Origin of the sequence: Micromonospora sp. NPDC005413 (assembly GCF_040606435.1) — a bacterium.
Lineage (GTDB): Bacteria > Actinomycetota > Actinomycetes > Mycobacteriales > Micromonosporaceae > Micromonospora.
Genome location: NZ_JBEXEV010000008.1, coordinates 174,361 through 193,436, shown reverse-complemented (window position 1 = coordinate 193,436; position 19,076 = coordinate 174,361). Strand labels below are relative to the sequence as shown.

The 19,076-nt window shown below is 72.0% G+C and carries 19 protein-coding genes and 1 pseudogene; 7 read left to right on the top strand and 13 right to left on the bottom strand.

Annotated elements, in window-relative coordinates; genetic code table 11:
- Positions 1 to 139: 139 nt before the first annotated feature.
- The 3 genes from ABZS37_RS12920 to ABZS37_RS12910 form a co-directional block, all read right to left on the bottom strand.
- Entirely contained in the window at positions 140 to 1,108 is a 969-nt protein-coding gene (locus ABZS37_RS12920; protein ID WP_354996332.1) for an N-acetylmuramoyl-L-alanine amidase, read from the bottom strand.
- Positions 1,108 to 1,260: a hypothetical protein gene (locus ABZS37_RS12915; protein WP_204943577.1), complete on the bottom strand. Its 153-nt coding sequence runs from the start codon at positions 1,258 to 1,260 to the stop codon at positions 1,108 to 1,110. The genes ABZS37_RS12920 and ABZS37_RS12915 overlap by 1 nt, the downstream gene beginning before the upstream one ends.
- A 126-nt stretch (positions 1,261 to 1,386) precedes the next feature.
- Positions 1,387 to 2,175, bottom strand: a complete 789-nt coding sequence (locus ABZS37_RS12910; protein ID WP_355168431.1) for an aldo/keto reductase — start codon at positions 2,173 to 2,175, stop codon at positions 1,387 to 1,389.
- Between the two features lie 200 nt (positions 2,176 to 2,375).
- Between ABZS37_RS12910 and ABZS37_RS12905 the strand changes: the two are divergent.
- Both ABZS37_RS12905 and ABZS37_RS12900 read left to right on the top strand, forming a co-directional pair.
- Positions 2,376 to 2,639, top strand: a pseudogene (locus ABZS37_RS12905) (ATP-dependent DNA ligase); the annotation flags it as partial.
- A 14-nt stretch (positions 2,640 to 2,653) separates the two neighbouring features.
- On the top strand, positions 2,654 to 3,844 hold the full coding sequence (locus ABZS37_RS12900; protein WP_355168429.1) for a threonine synthase: 1,191 nt from the start codon (positions 2,654 to 2,656) through the stop codon (positions 3,842 to 3,844).
- A 53-nt stretch (positions 3,845 to 3,897) separates the two neighbouring features.
- On the opposite strand, the gene ABZS37_RS12895 is transcribed toward ABZS37_RS12900, so the two are convergent.
- The 4 genes from ABZS37_RS12895 to ABZS37_RS12880 form a co-directional block, all read right to left on the bottom strand.
- Positions 3,898 to 5,274 carry a pectate lyase gene (locus ABZS37_RS12895; RefSeq protein ID WP_355168427.1) on the bottom strand — a complete coding sequence of 459 codons (1,377 nt, stop codon included), beginning with the start codon at positions 5,272 to 5,274 and terminating at the stop codon, positions 3,898 to 3,900.
- A 258-nt stretch (positions 5,275 to 5,532) separates the two neighbouring features.
- Positions 5,533 to 7,332 (bottom strand): glycoside hydrolase family 15 protein, encoded by a 1,800-nt coding sequence (locus tag ABZS37_RS12890; protein ID WP_355168425.1) that lies wholly within the window; start codon positions 7,330 to 7,332, stop codon positions 5,533 to 5,535.
- 48 nt (positions 7,333 to 7,380) lie between these two features.
- Positions 7,381 to 7,773, bottom strand: coding sequence for a cupin domain-containing protein (locus ABZS37_RS12885; protein ID WP_355168423.1), 393 nt, complete (start codon positions 7,771 to 7,773; stop codon positions 7,381 to 7,383).
- A gap of 239 nt (positions 7,774 to 8,012) precedes the next feature.
- On the bottom strand, positions 8,013 to 8,900 hold the full coding sequence (locus tag ABZS37_RS12880; RefSeq protein WP_355168421.1) for a sulfotransferase domain-containing protein: 888 nt from the start codon (positions 8,898 to 8,900) through the stop codon (positions 8,013 to 8,015).
- A 91-nt stretch (positions 8,901 to 8,991) separates the two neighbouring features.
- Here ABZS37_RS12880 and ABZS37_RS12875 point away from each other — a divergent pair, with 91 nt between their 5' ends.
- The gene (locus ABZS37_RS12875; RefSeq protein ID WP_355168419.1) at positions 8,992 to 10,068 is read left to right on the top strand and encodes a hypothetical protein; all 1,077 of its coding nucleotides are present in this window, start codon (positions 8,992 to 8,994) and stop codon (positions 10,066 to 10,068) included.
- 8 nt (positions 10,069 to 10,076) lie between these two features.
- On the opposite strand, the gene ABZS37_RS12870 is transcribed toward ABZS37_RS12875, so the two are convergent.
- Positions 10,077 to 10,358, bottom strand: coding sequence for an adhesin (locus tag ABZS37_RS12870; RefSeq protein ID WP_355168417.1), 282 nt, complete (start codon positions 10,356 to 10,358; stop codon positions 10,077 to 10,079).
- 193 nt (positions 10,359 to 10,551) lie between these two features.
- On the bottom strand, positions 10,552 to 11,625 hold the full coding sequence (locus ABZS37_RS12865) for an NAD(P)-binding domain-containing protein (RefSeq protein WP_355168415.1): 1,074 nt from the start codon (positions 11,623 to 11,625) through the stop codon (positions 10,552 to 10,554).
- A gap of 109 nt (positions 11,626 to 11,734) precedes the next feature.
- On the opposite strand from ABZS37_RS12865, the gene ABZS37_RS12860 reads away from it, so the two are divergent.
- Positions 11,735 to 12,451 carry an aquaporin gene (locus ABZS37_RS12860; RefSeq protein ID WP_355168413.1) on the top strand — a complete coding sequence of 239 codons (717 nt, stop codon included), beginning with the start codon at positions 11,735 to 11,737 and terminating at the stop codon, positions 12,449 to 12,451.
- 66 nt (positions 12,452 to 12,517) lie between these two features.
- On the top strand, positions 12,518 to 14,101 hold the full coding sequence (gene dacB / locus ABZS37_RS12855) for a D-alanyl-D-alanine carboxypeptidase/D-alanyl-D-alanine-endopeptidase (protein WP_355168411.1): 1,584 nt from the start codon (positions 12,518 to 12,520) through the stop codon (positions 14,099 to 14,101).
- Between the two features lie 45 nt (positions 14,102 to 14,146).
- Here the strand turns inward: dacB and ABZS37_RS12850 are convergent, their stop codons facing one another.
- The 3 genes from ABZS37_RS12850 to ABZS37_RS12840 all read right to left on the bottom strand — a co-directional run bounded on the left by ABZS37_RS12850 (position 14,147) and on the right by ABZS37_RS12840 (position 16,357).
- Positions 14,147 to 14,476: a hypothetical protein gene (locus ABZS37_RS12850; protein ID WP_355168409.1), complete on the bottom strand. Its 330-nt coding sequence runs from the start codon at positions 14,474 to 14,476 to the stop codon at positions 14,147 to 14,149.
- Between the two features lie 113 nt (positions 14,477 to 14,589).
- Positions 14,590 to 15,564, bottom strand: a complete 975-nt coding sequence (locus ABZS37_RS12845) for a hypothetical protein (RefSeq protein WP_355168407.1) — start codon at positions 15,562 to 15,564, stop codon at positions 14,590 to 14,592.
- 199 nt (positions 15,565 to 15,763) lie between these two features.
- Positions 15,764 to 16,357 carry a pentapeptide repeat-containing protein gene (locus tag ABZS37_RS12840; protein ID WP_354996316.1) on the bottom strand — a complete coding sequence of 198 codons (594 nt, stop codon included), beginning with the start codon at positions 16,355 to 16,357 and terminating at the stop codon, positions 15,764 to 15,766.
- A gap of 85 nt (positions 16,358 to 16,442) precedes the next feature.
- Here ABZS37_RS12840 and ABZS37_RS12835 point away from each other — a divergent pair, with 85 nt between their 5' ends.
- Together ABZS37_RS12835 and ABZS37_RS12830 are read left to right on the top strand one after the other, a co-directional pair.
- A complete protein-coding gene (locus ABZS37_RS12835) occupies positions 16,443 to 17,675 on the top strand; it encodes a serine hydrolase domain-containing protein (protein ID WP_355168405.1) in 1,233 nt (410 codons plus the stop codon).
- Between the two features lie 52 nt (positions 17,676 to 17,727).
- Positions 17,728 to 18,369 carry an NAD(P)H-binding protein gene (locus ABZS37_RS12830; RefSeq protein ID WP_355168403.1) on the top strand — a complete coding sequence of 214 codons (642 nt, stop codon included), beginning with the start codon at positions 17,728 to 17,730 and terminating at the stop codon, positions 18,367 to 18,369.
- A 217-nt stretch (positions 18,370 to 18,586) separates the two neighbouring features.
- Here ABZS37_RS12830 and ABZS37_RS12825 read toward each other — a convergent pair whose 3' ends face one another.
- Positions 18,587 to 19,051 carry a PPOX class F420-dependent oxidoreductase gene (locus ABZS37_RS12825; RefSeq protein WP_355168401.1) on the bottom strand — a complete coding sequence of 155 codons (465 nt, stop codon included), beginning with the start codon at positions 19,049 to 19,051 and terminating at the stop codon, positions 18,587 to 18,589.
- Positions 19,052 to 19,076 lie beyond the last annotated feature (25 nt).

Below are 19,076 nucleotides of genomic sequence, written 5' to 3'. Positions count from 1 at the left end.
GCGCCGGGGGGGTTCCCCCCCCCCCCCCCCCGGGCCCCCCCCCCCCCGGCCCCCCCCCCCCCCCCCCCCCCCGCGGGGGGGGGGGGGGGGCGCGCCCCCCCCCCCCCCCCCCCCACCGGTCGGTTCGGGCCGGTCCTGGTCAGACGCGGGTGAGGCGTACGGCGTCGGCGACGATCAGGCCGGTGGCGCTGCTCCACCGGCTCACCGCCACCCGGTTGGCATCCCCGGCGGGCAGTGTGAACGTGCCGAGGGATCGCCACTGCCCGCCGGTGGCCCGCTGGTCGACGATGACCGTCCGGTTGCCGGTGGTGGTGGCGACGATGTACGGGGTCGCGCCGTTGTAGCCGGAGGTCGCCGGCCACCAGGCGTCGACCCGGTAGTTGGCGGTGGCCGGGACGTTGAACTTGTACCAGGCGGCATCGCTGGCCGCGACCGGCTCCGCGTACCGGTAGTCGGCACCGTATCGCTGCGTGGAGTACGTCGACACGCCCCAGCTGGCGCTGGCGGTGAAGCGACCGGCGGTGGTGTTGTCCACGATGGAAGACCACGCCGGAGGGTTTCCGCCCGACATCTTCGCCGCCACGTCGGCGCGCATCACGTTCAGGTCGATGAACGATGGGTCGATCTTGCCGCTGGTGCTGGTCTCCCGGTGCCCCCGGGCGTAGCTGCTGTTGCGGCCCAGCCGGGTGAGCACGGCGGCGGTGGCGGCGATCGACGCGTTGTACTGCGCGGCGGTCATCTCCTGGTTGACGCCGTTGTAGTCGATCTCCCACCCGATCATGAGGGTGTTGCCGTCCCCGGCCGGGATCGGCCCGCTGCCGCCGCTGGCCCCGGCGTGGTTGCACCGGCCCGCCGAGATGACGTGGAAGACGCCGTTGTAGTCGACGAGCGCCTGGCAGAGCGGGCCGGGCAGGTCGGACCGGCCGTTGATGCAGATGCCGAGCGCCGGGTGCGGGTTGCTGGCGCTGGAGGTCGAGGCGGTGTGGTGCCAGAGCACCCCGATGGGGTCGAAGGAGCCCGGTCGCATCCGGTTGAGCCAGTCTCCCTCGACCACGACCTGGACTCCGGCGGAGCGCAGCACGTCCACCAGCCAGGGAACCGTCGCCATCAGGCGTCCTGGAGCAGATCAGCGAGGCACTCGGCCTTCGGCGCGGCGCTCGCCGGGGTGGGCCGGGCGACGACGGTCAGCGCGGCGGCCACCAGGGCGGGGATGCCGAGCACCCCACGGCGGCGCAGGCGAATGGATGGTGATCGGGCCATGGCAATCCTCCAGCGACGGCGGGTTCGAACGGATCGACGAACGCGATGACGGGCACGCTATACCGTCATGAGCGTCTATGTCGATACCCTTCAATCTCAGGTCGCGCACTGAAGGATTTCGCCGAATCAGGCGCCGCCGAGCGCGTCGATGTCGCGCATCTCCTCCGCCGTCAACGAGAAGTGGAAGACGTCGAAGTTGGCGGTGATCCGCTCCGGGGTCACCGACTTCGGGATCACCACGATCTCGTGATCGATGTGCCAACGCAGCACCACCTGCGCCGGGGAGACACCGTGCGCGGCAGCGATCCTGGTCAGCACCGGGTCGCTGAGGTCGCTGGTCTTGAACGGACTGTATCCCTCCAGCACCACGCCCCGGTCCCGGTGCTCGGCGTGCCGCTGCCGGTCGTACAGCGCCGGGCTCCACCGGATCTGGTTGACCGCCGGGTTCTCCTCGGTCGACTGGATCAGCTCGTCGATCTCCCCGGTGCTGTAGTTGCTCACCCCGACCGCACGGGTGAGGTTCTCGTCCCGGGCGGCCAGCAGCTCCCGCCACAGGGGGATGCTGTCCGCCGGCGACGACGGCGGCCAGTGGATCAACCAGAGGTCGACCTGGTCGACACCGAGCGCCTCCAGGCTGGCCTCCAACGTCGCGCGCTCCCGGCCGACCCGGTCCGGTGGGAGCTTGGTGGTGATGAAGACGTCCTCCCGGCGCAGCCCGCTCTCCCGCACCGCCCGGCCGACCTCCCGCTCGTTGCCGTACATGGTGGCGGTGTCGAGGTGCCGGTAGCCGGTGTCGAGCGCTGCCAGCGTCGCCTCGTAGCCGGCCTGGCCGGTGGCCTGCCAGGTGCCGAAGCCGAGTAGGGGCATCCGCACGTCCCCGGGGAGCAGGGCGGTGGGCTGGTCGGTGAGGTCCATGAGGTCCGTTCTACCCCGCCGAGCCCCCGGCCGCCGAGCGAACCGGACACTCCGGCATCCAGCGCGACGGTCCGGTTTGCCGGAGAATGCGGGTGTGACCGACCGGCTGGAGGAGTACCGGCGACGGCGGGACGCGGCCCGTACGCCCGAGCCGGTGCCGGAGCGGAGCCCCGCGGCGGCTGGCCCCGGTCCCCGGAGGCGCCCAGTATCTCGTCGTCGACCTGCTCTGGCTTGAGGGCGTGAGCAGCGTCGACGTGCCGTACGCGCAACGCCGGGAACTGCTCGATGGGCTGGCCTTGGCCGGTACGCACTGGCAGACTCCGCCGTGGTTCCCCGGCGCGGGCGACGAGGCCCTGCGTGCCGGGCGGGAGCAGGGCCTGCCGGGCGTGGTCGCCAAGCGGCTGGACTCGGTCTACGAGCCGGGGCGGCGCAGCCGGCGATGGCTGAGCATCGACGCGGTCTGACGGCGAGGAGCGACGTGTACCTGACGCACCTGGACTGCCCGCGCTGTGGTCGGGAGTACGCGGCCGAGGTGTTGCAGAACCTCTGCGAGTGCGGCTCACCGCTGCTGGCCCGCTACGACCTGCCGGCCGTGGCGAAGGCGGTCACCCCGGAGCGCTTCGGGCTGCGCCCGGCCGACCTGTGGCGCTACCGCGAGCTGCTGCCGGTCGCCGACCCACGGCACGTCACCACGCTCGGCGAGGGCTGGACGCCGCTGCTGCGCGCCCCGGCGTACGGCGCCGAGATCGGCATCGCCGACCTGATGGTCAAGGACGAGGGGTTGATCCCGACCGGCTCGTTCAAGGCGCGCGGCGCTGCGGTCGGCGTGAGTCGTGCCCGTGAGCTGGGCGTCGAGCGGATCGCGATGCCCACCAACGGCAACGCCGGGTCGGCCTGGGCCACGTACGCCGCGCGGGCCGGGATGGGTGCGACCATCGTCATGCCGCTGGAGGCGCCGAGCATCTGCCGGCGCGAATGCGTCGCCGCCGGTGCCGACCTGCGCCTGATCGATGGGCTGATCAGCGACGCCGGTCGGTGGGTGGCCGAGCTGATCGCGGAGTCGAACGGGGCGATCTTCGACGCCGGCACGCTGCGCGAGCCCTACCGGCTGGAGGGCAAGAAGACGATGGGGTACGAGATCGTCGAGCAGCTCGGCTGGCAGACGCCCGACGTGATCATCTACCCGACCGGCGGCGGTGTCGGCCTGATCGGCATCCACAAGGCGCTGCACGAGCTGCGTGAGCTGGGCTGGATCGGCGACAAGCTGCCTCGGCTGGTGGCGGTGCAGTCGACCGGCTGTGCGCCGATCGTGCGGGCGTTCGCCGCCGGCGAGAATCGGGCCGAGCCGTGGGCGGACGCGCACACGGTGGCGTTCGGCATCACCGTGCCGGCGCCGCTGGGCGACGAGCTGATCCTGGCGGCTCTGCGGGAGTCCTCCGGCACGGCCGTCGCCGTCGACGACGCGGACATCCTGGCCGACCTGCGGGATTTCGCTGCCCGGGAGGGGCTGCTGCTCTGCCCGGAGGGAGCGGCCTGCCTGACGGCGGCGCGGCAACTGCGCGCCGGCGGGTGGATCCGGGCCGGTGAGCGGGTGGTGGTGCTCAACACGGGCGCTGGGCTGAAGTATCCGGACACGGTCGACGTGTCTGGCGTACCCGTGCTGGTGTGAGACGGCGGGCACCCCGCGGACCATGTTGGTCCGCGGGGTGCCGTCGTGCCGGCCTACTGGTAGGTGATGTCCGACGGTGAGTAGAGGCAGTTGACGCCGTCGGCGCCCTCGCCGATCTCGGTCGGCTCGTCGCCCTTCGGCACACCCCGGTACTTGACGCAGATCGAGGTGTCCCGATCCGGGTCGTCGACGATGGTGATCCGGCTGAACCGGGCGGTGTCGCCCCAGTTGGTGTTGATGCCGGCGATCGCGTCGGTGTTCCGGACGATCACGTTGTCGATCACCACGTGCCGCTGGTACGACGTGGAGCAGTTGCCGCAGGCCCGGTAGAGCTTCCCGGCGTTCTCCACCCGGAAGTTCTTTATGTAGACGGTGCCGGAGCCGTTGTGCTGGAAGACCTTGTCGCTGGCGGACCGCGCGCCGCCGCCGTCGACGGTGTACGTGGTGCCGCCGCGGAAGGTGGCCGCGTCCTCGCCCACGTCCTCCCACCAGACGTTGATCAGGGTGCAGTTGCCCTCGCAGTGCACGCCGTCACCGGCCGGGGCACCGATGATCACGTTGCGGAGGGTGGCACCGGCGGCCAGCTCGAACATCGGGTCCTGGCTCTCGCTCTGCCCGCCGTCGCCGATGCCGTAGTAGCGCTTGAGCCCACCGTCGAAGGTGCCGGAGACCGGGATCGTGGCGTCCACCTTCTGGCTGCTGGTGGGCGTCGGCCAGCCCGCGGGCGGCGGGGTGGTCGGGCCCGGCGTGGTGGGCGGCGGCGTGCTCGGTGGCGCCGTGGTCGTTGGCAGCGTGGTCGGGGTGCCGCCGCCGGACGAGTCGACAGTCACGTCGTCGAAGCCACCGCTGGCGTACGCGGTGACCAGGCCGATCCGGCCCGCGCCGGCCAGGCTGTTGCTGCCGGAGGCGATCTGCGTGCCGTTGACGAAGCCGCGGATGGTGCTGCCGCTGGCCTCGATGCGCAGCGTGTACCAGGTGCCGGTGCCGATGCCCAGCGACGCCGAGCCGATCGCGGTGATGGCGCTGCCGTTGACGGCCTGCAACTCGGCACGGCCGGAGCCGAGCAGGGCCAGCCGGTACATCTTCGTGCTGCTGGTGGACCGCGCGGCCAGGCCGACCAGGGCGCTGGACGAGCCGAAGCTCGCCGGCCTGACCCGGGCCTGCACGGAGTAGTTGGTCCAGCTGGTCTGGCCGGCGAACTGCCGGGCCAGCTCGCTGCCGGCGTTGGACTGGTTGAGCACGCCCGAGCCGTCGACCGCCCAGGTGCCGCCCGACTTGGACCAGCCGGACGTGTTGCCGTCGTTGAAGTCGTCGCTGAAGACGGTGGCCGCGAAGGCCGAGGTCATGCCGGCGGCGAGGGCCGCCACGGTCACGCCGGCGCCCACCGCCAGCAGTAGTGGTCGTCGGCCGGGGAGTCGTCTCTTCTGCACAGTTGTCCTCCTTGACGCATGTGGTGGCGATCCCTCGACCGTCCACACTGGGACGTGTCGGCACGGCGTGCTGCCATCGCCTGGGATCGGTGCGCGCCCCGTCGGATGCCCGTGTCCGAAGCGGGGTGAAGCGGGATCAAAGACCTTGGGAAAGGGCTTTCCCGCTCCTTCGAGGCTAGAACTGCGCAAGCACCAGCGTCAATGCCTGGCGCTTGCAGGTCTGTTGCAGGATTCCGGCCGGGAAGAGGCACCGACCGATCAGTAGCTGTCCGGCGTGGTCAGTCGCCAGGCCGCGTTGATCAGCCCGATGTGTGACAGCGCCTGCGGAGTGTTGCCAAGCTGCACCCCGGTGGTCAGGTCGATCTGCTCGCTGAACAGGCCGACATCGTTGCTGTGTCCGGCCACCCGCTCGAACAGCTCCTCGGCCCGCCGCTGCTCACCCGCCATCACCAGGCACTCGACCAGCCAGAACGAGCACAGCAGGAAACCGGCGGGGTCCGTCGTCCACCGCCGCAGCAGCCCATCCTCGGTGCCCAGCTCCCGCTCCACCATCGCGATGGTCGAGCGCATCCGCGGATCGGTGGCCGGCAGAAAATGCGCGACCGGCAGGGCGAGCACCGAGGCGTCCAGCTCCGCCGATCCGAAAGCGCCGGTGAACGCGCCGATCCGGTCGTTCCACCCCTCGCGCAGCACCGCGTCGCGGATCTCGTCGCGCACGCCGGCCCAGCGACGCGGGTCGGCCCGATCGCCGAGCCGGTCGGCGAGCCCCACCGCCCGGTCCATCGTCAGCCAACAGGCCACCTTGGACGACAGGTAGTGCCGCTCCTCGTCCCGGGTCTCCCAGATGCCCCGGTCCGGCAGGTGCCACGTCGCGGCCACCTGTTCGGTCAGCCCGAGCACCATCTCCCGCAACTCGTCGTCGAACGTCGCGCCGAGATAGTCACGCAGCCGCCACACCGCCGACATCACCTCACCCGGCACGTCGAGCTGCCGCTGCCGCCAGGCGTCGTTGCCGCTCCGGACCGGCCTGCTGTCGGCGTATCCGCGCAGGTGCGTGCAGTGGTGCTCGGAGAGGTCGCGCTCGCCCTGCACCCCGAAGAGCACCGGCACCGGATCGTCGCCGATGCGGCCGATCGAGCGGGTCGCCCAGGCGAACAGCCGGGACGTCTCGTCAGGGCAGGCCGCCACCCAGAGCGCGCGCAACGTCAACGAGAAGTCCCGCAGCCAGGAGTAGCGGTAGTCGTAGTTACGGTCGCCGCCGATCTGCTCCGGCAGCGACGTCGTCAGCGCCGCGACGACCGCGCCACTGCGGGCGTACGTGAGGCCGGTCAGGACCGTCGCGCTCTGTCGGACCAGGTCGGGATACCGGCCGGAATACCCGTGCATCTCCCGGTAGGCCTCCCAGGCCTGCGTCGTCTCGGCGAGCATGGCGACCGGGTCCAGCCGGGCCGGTGGGTCGCCGTACGCCTCGCCGAACGCCACGTCCACCCCGATCACCTGGCCGGCGGAGACCTCGAACTCCTGGGTCACCCGGTCGACGCCCGCCCGCAGGTGCAGACCGCCGGCGCGCAGCACCAGCACCACCGGGCCCGCGGCGGCCAACACCCCGCCGTCCGGCTGCTCGTGCAGGTACGGCGTGAGCAGGCCGTACTCCGGCCGGGGCGCGAAATCCAACGCCATCCGAACCCGCCCGGACAGCCCCTCGACCACCCGGATCAGCACGGCGGGTGAGTTCATGCCCAGCTCGTGAGCGCGGGCGCCCATCTCCGCGGCGAGGGCGTCGGTGACCGCCACGCTGCCGTGCGGCGTGTGGTGCACCGTACGCAGCACGAGCGTGTCCGGCTGGTACGCGCGCTCGACCCGGTGTCCCGGGCCGCCGACACCGACCGGCGCCAGCCGGAAGTGCCCGGCGTTCGGGTCCAGCAGCCGCCCGAAAACGGACGCCCCGTCGAACCGATGCGGGCACCACCAGTCGATGGAGCCGTCCTTGCCGACCAGGGCACCCGAACGGGAATCCGAGAGGAATCCGTAGTCGGAGATCGCCGGCTGCTGCTCCACCCACCGCGGGTACCCGCATCGGCCCGGATCAGACCGCTGCCGGACCGATCACCCGGTCGGCGGCTCGTCCTTGCCCGCCGCCTCGGCCGCGTCGGCCTCTTCCTTGGTCTTGTGCACGGCCTTGTCGGCGTGCTCCGGCGGGCCGTAGACCGTGTACAGCACCAGCGGGTTGGGGCCGGTGTTGACGAAGTTGTGCTTGGTCCCCGCCGGCACCACGACCAGGTCGCCCGCAACGACCTTCCGCTTCGCGCCAGCAACCCGGGCCTCACCGACGCCGCTGACGAAGGTCAGAATCTGGTCGATGTCCTCGTGCACCTCCTCGCCGATCTCACCATCGGCGGGGATGGTCATGATGACCAACTGGCTGTGCTCACCGGTCCACAGCACCCGCCGGAAATCCGGGCTCTTCTCAGCGACAGTCGCGATCGTGAAATGCTCCATGCCCACCCTCATACCCCGTTCGGCAGCGCGCCACGCCGGGACTCGCAGATGGTGGAATTCCCCACGGTCGGCAGGTTTGGATCCGCGCGGACCGGGGATCGACAACGCTGACCGGCGCACACGGCCGGTCGAGCCAGGTCCCCGCCGGCGTACCGCCGAACGGCTGCGGTGGTGGGAGACGGCCAGAGCGCGGCGACGTTCTCGACCACGGTCGAAGCGGCGCCGTGCGCTCTTTTCGACTAGCGGTGCAGCCAGGTGAGCAGGTCGGGCGGGGCCAGCGCCGCCGTTCGCTCCTGGTACCGGGCCTGAGCCTCCGCGTCCAACAGGTTGCGTCCCTGCCCCGAGCCACCCTGGCGGAAGAACGCCCGGCGGTCGCGCAGCACGCCGAGCGTGTCCGGGGCGAGCCGGTCGGCGCGCTCCCGCATCCGACCGAAGGTGGCCGCCTCGACCAGCTCGGGCCAACTCTCGGAAGAGACCGGGATGCCCCACCGGTCGGCGAGTCGGCGCATCTCACCGCCCAGGTCGGCCAGCAGGTCGTCGTAGTGCACCAGGTCGACGTTCGGCTCGTGCCGACGGGCCCAGGCGTCGCTCAGGTGCAGCATCACGCCGGGCAGCGAATCCAGGTCGGCGCGCGGGTCCACGTCCCGGTCGACCCAGCTCGGCAGCCACTGCTCCAGCGGGAGGCGCTCCCGGGGAGGCCCGGTCGGAGCGGGCTGGCCGGTCAGCTCGGCGAGGCGCACCCGGTCCAGGTTGCCGGCCTGGTGGTAGAGGGAGACCGCCATGTCCAGCGGGTGCCGGGCCACCACCACGTAGTGCACCCGGGGGTCGAGCGGCACCCCGTCCAGTGGGGTGTGCGTCTTGATGAACCGCCGGTGCGGCTGCGCGGCCAGCCTCTCGTACACCGCGTCCCGCGGCTCGGCCAACCAGTCCAGCCATGGCGACAACACGGTCAGCGCCGCCGGCAACTCCGCAGTGCCCAGCACCAGGAGAGCAGAGATCATCTGCATCCAGGTCGTGCCGCTCTTGGACCGGGTGCTGATCACGATGTCGCCGTCGCGGAACGGGAAACCGGTCCACCGGGCGCTGTCCTCGTCGTCGGATCGGTAACGGTGAGAGGGCGTAAGCATCGGAGGAGCGTAGTCGTCGAGCCGACAACCGAGCAGCCGAATTCCGACTCGACGAGCTGTGACGTATGCGCATGCCTGGCTAGATTGAATTATGGTGCCCGCCCACGGGGGCCGGGCGGCGGAACCGGTCTACCGCCCCATCCTCGCCAGCCGACGAGGCGAGCTGGAGGCCTTGAGCCACCTCGACCCCGCGGCCGCCGCACTGGTCGCCCCGATCCTGGAGATCGGCACGGTCGAACGAACCCTGATGGACGTTGTTCGGCGGCTGCCCCCCGGGCTGGTGCCGGCCATCGACGTCAGCGCACTGCCCGACACCCCCGAGGCCGAGCTGCGCCGTTGGGACGTACCCCTGGTGCCGGTGATCGGGCTCGCGGAGAGCGACCGTCGGCTGGTCGCGCACGGCGCGGCGGCGCGCGCGTACGACAGGCGGGCGCTGGTCCGACTGCGGGCCGGCCAGGACCGAGCCGGGCCGGACGCGAGCACCACCGCCGTGGAACGGATCTGGCGGTTGACGGCCCTCACCCCCGAGGAGTGCGACCTGCTGGTGGACGCGGGGGACGTGTGCTGCCCGGCGGACGTGCGGGCAGCCGAGCCCCGGGTACGCCGCCTGCTGGACTGGGCGCGCCGGCACGCCTGGCGGTCGGTGACGGTGGCGGCGGGCGGGATGCCGCCGACGCTGTCCCGGTTGCCCACCGACGAGCCGATCCAGCTGGACCGCTGGGACTGGCAGCTCTGGCAACGGCTGGCCGACGCCGGGGTCGACTACGGCGACTACGGCGTCCGCCCGGCCATGCCGGGCACCGGTGACCCCAGCGACAAGTTGCCCACCGTCCTGTACACCGACGACGGCAGCTGGTGGGTCTACCGCTGGGCACGGCGGGGCGGCAGGGGCGACGACCGGTTCGCCGACCTGTGCCGCACGCTGGTGTCGGCGCCGCACTGGCCGAGCACCGGCGCCGCCTTCTCCTGGGGCGACCACGAGCTGCTGCGCCGGGCCCGGAGAGGCGCCGGCGCCGGCTCGGCCGCCAACTGGGCGGCGTGGAGCACCTCGCACCACCTGGCGCACGTGCTGACCACGCTGATGCGGCCGGGCGGTGACACCGACCCCGAGTGGCGGCCCAGGTCGGACACACCGAAACGGGGACGGTCGACCCGCCGGGCGGGCTGAACCCTCGCTTACTGCTGCTCGGTGAAGCCGAACTGGATGATGCCCTCGTCATCGACGGTGGCGTCCACCGACGCGTCACCGAGCAACTCGGCGGCGTCCTCGTCCAGGAAGATCCGGGCACCCTGGTTGTCGACCACGCGGTCGCCCTGCACCGGCTCGGGCACCAGCTCCACGGTCAGCGAGCCGGCCTCGGCGTCGGCGGCGATGCGCACTCCGCCGTCCTCGGCGACGTCCTGCTGGTTGGCGAGGTCGCGGATGACGAGCACGGCGTTATCGGTCATGGTGAGCATTGGCGGAACTCCTCGTGGATTCTCGGCTCGCGGTCGGATACTGCGCAGACCGGACAGTCGGCCCGCGTACGAGCACACGTGGGAGGCGACAGGAGGGGCGAATGGTCATCGCCGTCGCATCGAATCGGGGCAGCTGAGCGCCCCGTCAACTCCACCGTGCCCGCTGACGGGCGATCCGTCAAATAGAGCCAGGTCAGTCGAGAGCGGCGGCCGGGGCCAGCCAGGCGCGAATCTCGTTGACCGCCGCGCGGCCGGCCCGGTTGGCTCCGATCGTGCTGGCCGAGGGGCCGTACCCGACCAGGTGAATCCGCTCGTCGGCGACCACTCGGGTGCCGTCCATCGTGATACCGCCGCCCGGCGCGCGCAGGCCCAGCGGGGCGAGATGGTCGATGGCGGCGCGGAAACCGGTGCACCAGAGGATCACGTCCGCCGGCACGAACCGCCCGTCCGCCCAGACCACCCCGTCGGGTGTGATCCGGTCGAACATGGGTAGCCGGTCCAGGACGCCACGCTCGCGCAGTCGGCGCACCTCCGGGGTGACCGGCAGCCCGGTCACGCCCACCACGCTGCCCGGTGGGCGGCCGGCCCGTACCGCCTCGTCCACCCGGGCGACCGCGGCGCGGCCCAGCTCCGGACCGAACTCCCGGTCCTTGAACTCCGGCGGCCGGCGGGTGACCCAGGTGGTGGCCGCCGCGACGGTGGAAACCTCACCGAGCAGTTGCACGCCCGAGGTGCCGCCACCGACAACCACCACCCGGAGGCCGGCGAACTCGGCCGGACCCCGGTAGTCGGCGGTGTGCAGCTGCCGGCCCCGAAACGACGACCGGCCCGGGTAGTGGGGCCAGAACGGCCGGGTCCAGGTGCCGGTCGCGTTGATCAGGGCGCGGGCGGTCCACCGATCGTGGTCGGTGGAAACGTCCAGCCGGCCGTCCGGGCGGGAGTGCACCGCGCGGACCCGCACCGGCCGCCGCACCGGCAGGTCGAATGCCCTCTCGTACGCGGCAAAGTAGGCGCTCACCTGCTCGGCCGCCGGGCGCTGCGGTTCGGCGGGCGGGAGAGGCAGCCCGGGCAGGTCGTGGAAGCCGTGCACCCGGTCGAAGACCAGCGTCGGCCAGCGGTGCTGCCAGGCCCCGCCGGGCCCGTTGTCGCCGTCGAGGATGACGAAGCCGCTGTCGGGGAGGAACCCGGTGCGGCGCAGGTGGTAGCCGGCGCTCAGGCCGGCCTGACCGGCGCCGATCACCACGACGTCCGCAGAGTGGGTGTCCACGTGGGGTGCAACGCCGCGGCGGTCACCGCTGTGCCCGCCGCAGGCCGTCGCGCCGATCACAGACGGCCATTCCGGCTACGACCACCTGGACTGTGCTTACGCTGAGCATATGAGCGACTTCCGTCGGTACGCGGCTGAGTTCCTCGGCACCCTGCTGCTGGTCTTCTTCGGAGTGGGTAGCGCCATCGCCGCGCGGGTTCAGGGCGGCGTGGTGGTGGTGGCGCTGGCCTTCGGGTTCGTGATGCTCGCCCTGGTCTACACGATCGGCCCGCTCTCCGGCAGCCACGTCAACCCTGCGGTGACGCTTGGTGTGCTGCTCTCCGGGAAGATCTCGGTGATCGGTGCGGTGGCGTACTGGATCGCGCAGTTCGTCGGCGCGACCGTGGCCGCCTTCGTGCTCTGGGCGCTGACCCGCTGGGGTGACCTCGCGGACCAGACCGGGTCACTGGGCACGAACGGTTACGGCGCGCACATCAACCGGGGTGGCGCAGCCGTGCTGGAGGTCGTCCTGACCTTCCTCTTCGTGCTGGTCGTCCTGGTGGTGACCAGCCGGAGCGAGAATCCGGGCACCGCCGGGGTGGCCATCGGCTTGGCCCTCGCCGCGACCCAACTGGTGGGCGTGACGCTGACCGGCGCTGCGGTCAACCCAGCCCGCGCGTTCGGCCCGGCAGTATTCGAGGGCGGTGTGGCCCTGCGGCAGCTCTGGGTGTTCATCGTCTTCCCGCTGCTCGGCGGGGCGCTCGCCGCACTGGTCGCACCATCGATCATGGGGGCGCAGCGGCACTACTGGGGCGGGCACGACAAGTCCGTCGGCCGGCCGTCGTAGCACCGGCGGCAATAACCTTCGCCTGAGCCCCTTCTCCGGCGAATATCTTCGTGGCAGCATCAGCGCATGCATCGTCGTCACTTTCCCCGGGCCCTCGCGCTGCTCGCGCTGGTCGCCACCGCGGCCACCGCCGGCGCGCCCGGTGCCACGGCCGAGTCGCCCACCCCCGCGACGACCCGACTGCACGACACCATCGACACGATCCTCGCCGACACCCGGCTTGCTGGCGCGCAGGCGTCGGTGGTCGTGGTCGACACCAGCACGGGACAGACGCTCTACGACCGCAACGGTGACCGCCGGCTGATCCCCGCCTCCAACACCAAGCTGCTGACCTCGACGTCGGCCCTTGAGCTGCTGGGCCCGGGGCACCGCTTCAGCACCGACGTACGGGCCACCGGCAAGCGCCGCGCGGGCCTGCTCTCCGGCAACCTCTACCTCCGCGGCGGGGGTGACCCGACGATGCTCGCCGCCGACTACGACGCGCTCGCCGCCCAGGTCGCCGCCGACGGCGTACGAGTGGTAGCCGGCAACCTGGTCGCCGATGACACCCGCTACGACCGCACCCGGCTCGGCCCCGACTGGACCTGGGACGACGAGCCCTACTACTACGCCGCGCAGGTCTCCGCGCTGACCGTCGCGCCGGACACCGACTACGACGCGGGCACCGTGATCGTGCACGCCGCCCCGGCCAACCGGGCCGGCGCCCCACCGGTGGTCAGCACCACCCCACCCACCGGTTACGTCCGCATCGACAACCGTGCCGAGACGGTCACCGAGGGCGAGACCTCGATCTCGATCGAGCGCGAACACGGCGGCAACACCGTCGTGGTGACCGGCCAGATCGCCGTCGGCGACGAGCCCGCCAGCGACTGGGTGACCGTCTGGGAGCCCACCGGCTACGCGGCCGACGTGTTCCGGGCGGCGCTGCACCGGCACGGCGTCCGGGTGCTCGGCCGGACCATGCTCGGTCAGCCCACCCCTGAGACGGCCCAGCCGGTGGCGCGGCACGAGTCCATGAGCCTGGGCGAGTTGATGACGCCGTTCCTCAAACTCTCCAACAACGGGCACGCCGAGGTGTTGACCAAGGAGATCGGCCGGGTGCTCTCCGGCTCGGGCACCTGGACGGCCGGACTGACCGCGATCAGCGAGTACGTCGCCGACACCGGAATGGACACCGGCAAGCTGCGCCAGCGCGACGGCTCAGGGCTGTCCCGGCGCAATCTGGTCCCGGCGGCGGAGTTCGTCGACCTGCTGAGCGCCGTCCGCGCCGAACCGTGGTTCGCCACCTGGTACGCGGCGTTGCCGATCGCCGGGCAACCCGAGCGGTTCGTCGGCGGCACCCTGCGCAGCCGGATGGCCGGCACTGCGGCGGCGGGCAACGTGCACGCCAAGACCGGCAGTCTGACCGGGGTTTCCGGGCTCTCCGGCTACGTCACCAGCGCGGACGGCCGACTGCTGGCGTTCTCGATCCTGCTGAACAACTATCTGACGGCGTCGGTCAAGTCGTTGGAGGACCAGATCGCCGTGGCGCTCGCCGGATACCGCGAGGGCGGTGCGGCCACGGCACGGGTGGCACCGCCAGCGGTGCCCGAGACGCCCCGGACCCCGGAGGGCGTCGAGTGCTCCTGGGTCAAGCCGATCACCTGCTGAGCATCGGCCGGGGAGGCGTTGGTGCGCCTCCCCGGCCGGGCGCGCTCAGGCCGGACGGTCCGGTGGGGGGACCACCGCCGTCGGGTCGCCGCGCTCGATGAGCGCGGCGATCTCGGCGGCCCGCAGCCCGCGCAGTGTCAGCACCCGGGTGCCCCAGCGGTGCAGGCGGCACGGGTGCGGGCTGGCATCGTTGCGGCAGATCACGCCCCCGGACCACCGCCGGGGGGCGTGCACCACCACCGCCCGCACCGCGAACTGGGTGTCCTCGCCCGTCACGTACGGCGGCAGCGGGATGTCGCGGAGCACCTCCCCGGACGCTTCACCGGCGCTGGACGAAGCGGCGCGACGGACGCGGTGGACGGCACTGCTGGTCATTTCCGCTACCTCCACACTGGACGGTCGGATGGGGACAGCAGAAAGTTACGACGTCCTCGACCGTACGCGACGGACAAACTGTCCCGCTGTGCGAACGCGCAGCGATCGGGCGGTCAGCGCACCGCCACGGCCTGGAGGCCGACGTTGCCGCAGTGCGGGGTGAAGACCTTCACGACGGTCCAGTTCAGCAGCAGTCGGGCACCCTTCGGCAGCTTGAACCGGATGGTGAACTGAGCGCTCTGACTGGTGTACGGGTCCTCCAGCAGCGCGGTGCTGGCGGGCCCGCCGGTCGACAGCCGCGCCTCCAGCCGCCCCCGGGCCATCCAGATGCCGCCGTAGAGCTGGACCGTGCGCAGCTCACCGCTGCCGGCGACGGCGAGGGTGAACCCGTTGCCGGCACCGCAGGTGTAGACGCCGTTCGAGCTGCCGCTCACCGACCGCTCCGACGAGCCGTCGGACCAGCGGACGTACTCCTGGTTGCCGTCCCAGCCGACCCGGGCGCCGGAGCCGCCCCCGTCGACGATCTCGCCGGAACCGGAGCGCTTACGGACCGTCGAGTTGCCGCCGCGCTCCCCCCAGTGCATCCAGTCCCGGGTGCCCACGGCGGTCAGGTCGACCTCGGCGGGCATCTCCCCCCGGCTCATCGACAACACCGGCGACTCGGGCGACGCCGGTGTCGCCGGCGGTGGAGCGGGCACGCTGGCCGACGGTGTCGGGTCGGGCGAGGGTGGGCGCAGACGTGGACGCAACCCGGGCATCGCCGGCCCCGCCTCGCCGGTGCGCCCACCCGCGGCCGGAGGACCGCTGGGACGGGCGGCCCCGGCGGCCACGCCGCCCGGCCGGCCCGCCTGGTCGTCGCCGGGCTCCGGATCGGACCGGGTGCTGAGGTACGAGATCAACACCACCAGGCAGGCGAGTACGGCGAATCCCTCCACCGCCCAACGCCGCCGCTGCCGGGCACGGGCGACCCGGCGCAGCGCGCGGCTGCTCTGCCCCTCGGTGACGGCGCGCGGGTGGCACCTCGCCGGTCCGTCGGGCGGCTCGTCCCCAGCCCGCGAATCAGCCCGCGTGCGGTCTTCGTCCGCCACCCACCCCTCCAACTCCACCACCCGGCCGCCATCGACCGTCGCGGATCACACCGTCCATTGTGGGCCGTTTCACATTCGCACCGGCGTGGACGCCACGCTAGATCCGGACTGCCGGGTGTGTCCAGCCCGCAACCGGACGGTATCGGACAGCCTGGCCCGCTCGGGCGGGGACGTCGGTGGACCGGGAACGCCTCTCGCGTCAGCCGATCCGGAAGCCGAGCACCTGCGCGATGACCACGGCCTGCTCGATGTCGATGATGGCACCGGCCCGCTCGACGGCCGTCGGGTCGAGAGCGGTCAGATCGCTGCCGCGCAGGTCGGCGCCCCCGAGCCGGACGTTGAGCAGTTGCGCGCCGGAGAGATCGACGCCGGTGACCGTGGAACCGGTCAGATTGGCCCTCGTCAGGTCCGCCTCGCGCATCCGCACCCCGGTCAGCCGGACCCCCCGCAGGTCGGCGCCGGGCAGCGCGACGAAGGACCAGTCACCGCCGTCCACCGCCAACGGACGCAGGTCGCATTCGACGAAGGTGCTGCCGACCAGCTTGCAGCCGGTGAACTCGGCCTCGAAGAAGTTGCACCGCCGGAAGACGCAGCGGGTGAAGGCCGAGTCGACGTGCCGGGAGGCGTTGAACTGAACGTTGCCGAACGTGCAGCCGGTGAACACCGCTCCCCGGCTCACCGCCTCGGTCAGGTCCACGTCGAAGAACTCGCAGCCCACGAAGTGCCGGTCGGTCAGCTCCTCGCCGTACCAGTCCTCGTTGCGAAAGGTCACGTCCTCGGTCAACTCCGGCATCCGGCCAGGCTAGCGCCGGCCACCGACGGCCGGTCCGTGACGGCCCCCTTCCGAGATCGGCGTGCCGCCGAGTAGGTTCGGCGACGTGAGTGTGGCTCGGAGCAACGACCCGGATCAGATCGGTTTCGACCCGGCGCGACTGGCGCGGATCGACGAGCACTTCGGCCGGTACGTCGACGACGGCCGGCTGGCCGGCTGGCAGGTGGTGGTCACCCGTCGCGGCGAGGTGGCGCACTCCTCGACGTATGGGCTGCGGGACCGGGAGTCGGGCGCCCCGGTCGAGGCCGACACGCTCTGGCGGATCTACTCGATGACCAAGCCGGTCACCTCGGTCGCGGCGATGATGCTGTGGGAGGAGGGCCGGTTCGAGCTGACCGACGAGATCAGCCGCTGGCTGCCGGAGTTCGCCGACCTGCGGGTCTACTCCAAGGGGTCGACGCTCAAGCCGTACACAGTGCCGGCGATCGAGCCGATCCGGGTCTGGCACCTGCTCACCCACACCGCCGGCCTGACGTACGGCTTCATGCAGACCTCGGTGGTCGACGGGCTCTACCGGGCCGCCGGCTACGACCTGCACCCACCGGCGGACGTCGACCTGGCCAGCGCCTGCGCGGCCTTCGGCGAGCTGCCGCTGCTGTTCCAGCCCGGCACCGCCTGGGGCTACTCCGTCGCCACCGACGTGCTCGGCCGGCTCGTCGAGGTGGTCTCGGGGCAGAGCCTCGACGCGTTCTTCGCCGACCGGATCTTCGGCCCGCTCGGCATGACCGACACCCGTTGGTGGGTGGAGGGCGACGAGGCCGAACGGCTGGCCGCGCTCTACGTACCGGAGCCGCGCAGCGGCCGGGCCGTCCGCTACGACAGACTCGGCGCGCTCGCATTCAGCAAGCCCGCCCTGCTCTCCGGTGGCGGAGGCCTGATCTCCAGCGCCGCCGACTACCACCGCTTCACCCAGTTGCTGCTGCGCGGCGGCGAGCTGGACGGGGTCCGCCTGCTCGGGCCGCGCACGGTGCGGTTCATGGCCCGCAACCACCTGCCCGGCGGTCAGGACCTGGGCACCCTGTCCACCGGCGGCTTCGCCGAGACGACCCTGGACGGGATCGGCTTCGGCCTCGGCTTCGCGGTGGTCGACGACCCGATCCCCAGCCGGGTGCCGAGCAGCGTCGGCGAGTACTACTGGGGTGGGGTGGCGAGCACCGCGTTCTGGGTGGACCCGGCCGAGGAGATCACGGCACTCCTGTTCACCCAGCTGATGCCGTCGAGCACATACCCGCTGCGCTCCCAGCTACGCCAACTCGTCTACGCCGCCCTGGTCGACTGACGGGATCGTCGTTCCACCGGCGGGCGGCTGGCCCAGTCCCTAGCCTGGGCTGGTGAGCACCATCGTCGTGTTTGGCGCGGGCGGCACCGCCGGGTCGCGGATCACCGCCGAGGCGGTCGACCGGGGGCACCGGGTGATCGCCGCCGTCCGCCGCCCGGAGGCCACCTCGTACCTGCCGGCCGGGGTGCGGACGGTCACCGGCGACGCGACCAGCGAGAAGAGCGTCCGGGAGCTGGCGCCGGACGCGGACGCGCTGGTCGTGGCGATCGGCGGCGGCGGGCGCGAGCTGTGGCGGGACGCGGCGGAGAACCTGGTGACCACGCTGCGCGGGAATCCGGCGGCGCCGCGGATCATCCACCTGGGCGGCGGGTCGACCCTGCTCACCCCGCGTGGCACCCGCATCCTGGACGAACCGGACTTCCCGGAACAGTATCGGGACTCGGCGCTGGGCCAGGCTGACGCCCTGGACTACTACCGCACCGCCGCCGATGGGGTGAGCTGGACCTACGTGTCGCCGCCTCCGCTGGAGTTCCACCCCGGCGAGCGCACCGGGCACTACCGCACCGGCACCGACCAGCCGGTCACCGACGACCAGGGCCGTTCGGTGTTGACGTACGAGGACCTGGCGGTGGCGATCGTCGACGAGATCGAGCAGCCGCGGCACCAGAACGCGCGGTTCACCGCCGCGTACTGAGCACCCTTCCGCGGCGCTGTCGAGCTGCCCCATTTCTGGCACACCCGGGACCGTCCCGGCCATCCCGACGCTGTCGAGCTGCCCTGGATGTGGGGCAGCCTGGCAGCGCACCTACCGCACCTCATGCAGAGATCGGTCGCGAGCACGCCGGCCGCGCCCCATATCTGGGGCAGCTCGACAGCAAGCCAATCGCTCCCCAGGGGCCACGCGCCAACCGTCAGTCGGCGAGCCGGGCGGGAAAGCCTCCGGTGGCGATCGGGCCCCAGGCGTCGATCGTGACCCGGATCAGCGACTTGCCCTGGCGCACCATCGCCGCCCGGTAGTCGTCCCAGTCCGGGTGCTCGCCGGAGATGCTGCGGAAATACTCGACCAGCGGCTCCACCGACTCGGGCAGGTCGAGCACCTCGGCGGTGCCGTCGATCTGCACCCAGGGGCCGTTCCAGTCGTCGCTGAGCACGCACGCCGAGACGCGGGGGTCGCGGCGGATGTTGGTCACCTTGGCCCGCTCGGGGTAGGTGGAGACGACCAGCCGGCCCTGCCCGTCGATGCCGGCGGAGACCGGGGAGGACTGCGGGCGACCGTCGGCCCGGGTGGTCATCAGCAGGACGCGGTGTCGCGGCCGGAGGAAGTCGAGCAGGCTGTCCCGGTCGACCCGGGTGTTCCGTGCGATGCTGCGCGCCATCACTCGTTCCTACCAGGTTGATGGC

Bases quoted from the DNA above. Each gene is read 5' to 3' on its own strand.
- ABZS37_RS12915 (WP_204943577.1), bottom strand. From the start codon at position 1,260: ATGGCCCGATCACCATCCATTCGCCTGCGCCGCCGTGGGGTGCTCGGC.
- dacB (WP_355168411.1), top strand. From the start codon at position 12,518: ATGCATCGTCGTCACTTTCCCCGGGCCCTCGCGCTGCTCGCGCTGGTC.
- ABZS37_RS12910 (WP_355168431.1), bottom strand. From the start codon at position 2,175: ATGGACCTCACCGACCAGCCCACCGCCCTGCTCCCCGGGGACGTGCGG.
- ABZS37_RS12850 (WP_355168409.1), bottom strand. From the start codon at position 14,476: ATGACCAGCAGTGCCGTCCACCGCGTCCGTCGCGCCGCTTCGTCCAGC.
- ABZS37_RS12880 (WP_355168421.1), bottom strand. From the start codon at position 8,900: ATGCTTACGCCCTCTCACCGTTACCGATCCGACGACGAGGACAGCGCC.
- ABZS37_RS12885 (WP_355168423.1), bottom strand. From the start codon at position 7,773: ATGGAGCATTTCACGATCGCGACTGTCGCTGAGAAGAGCCCGGATTTC.
- ABZS37_RS12920 (WP_354996332.1), bottom strand. From the start codon at position 1,108: ATGGCGACGGTTCCCTGGCTGGTGGACGTGCTGCGCTCCGCCGGAGTC.
- ABZS37_RS12840 (WP_354996316.1), bottom strand. From the start codon at position 16,357: ATGCCGGAGTTGACCGAGGACGTGACCTTTCGCAACGAGGACTGGTAC.
- ABZS37_RS12825 (WP_355168401.1), bottom strand. From the start codon at position 19,051: ATGGCGCGCAGCATCGCACGGAACACCCGGGTCGACCGGGACAGCCTG.
- ABZS37_RS12875 (WP_355168419.1), top strand. From the start codon at position 8,992: ATGGTGCCCGCCCACGGGGGCCGGGCGGCGGAACCGGTCTACCGCCCC.
- ABZS37_RS12860 (WP_355168413.1), top strand. From the start codon at position 11,735: ATGAGCGACTTCCGTCGGTACGCGGCTGAGTTCCTCGGCACCCTGCTG.
- ABZS37_RS12870 (WP_355168417.1), bottom strand. From the start codon at position 10,358: ATGCTCACCATGACCGATAACGCCGTGCTCGTCATCCGCGACCTCGCC.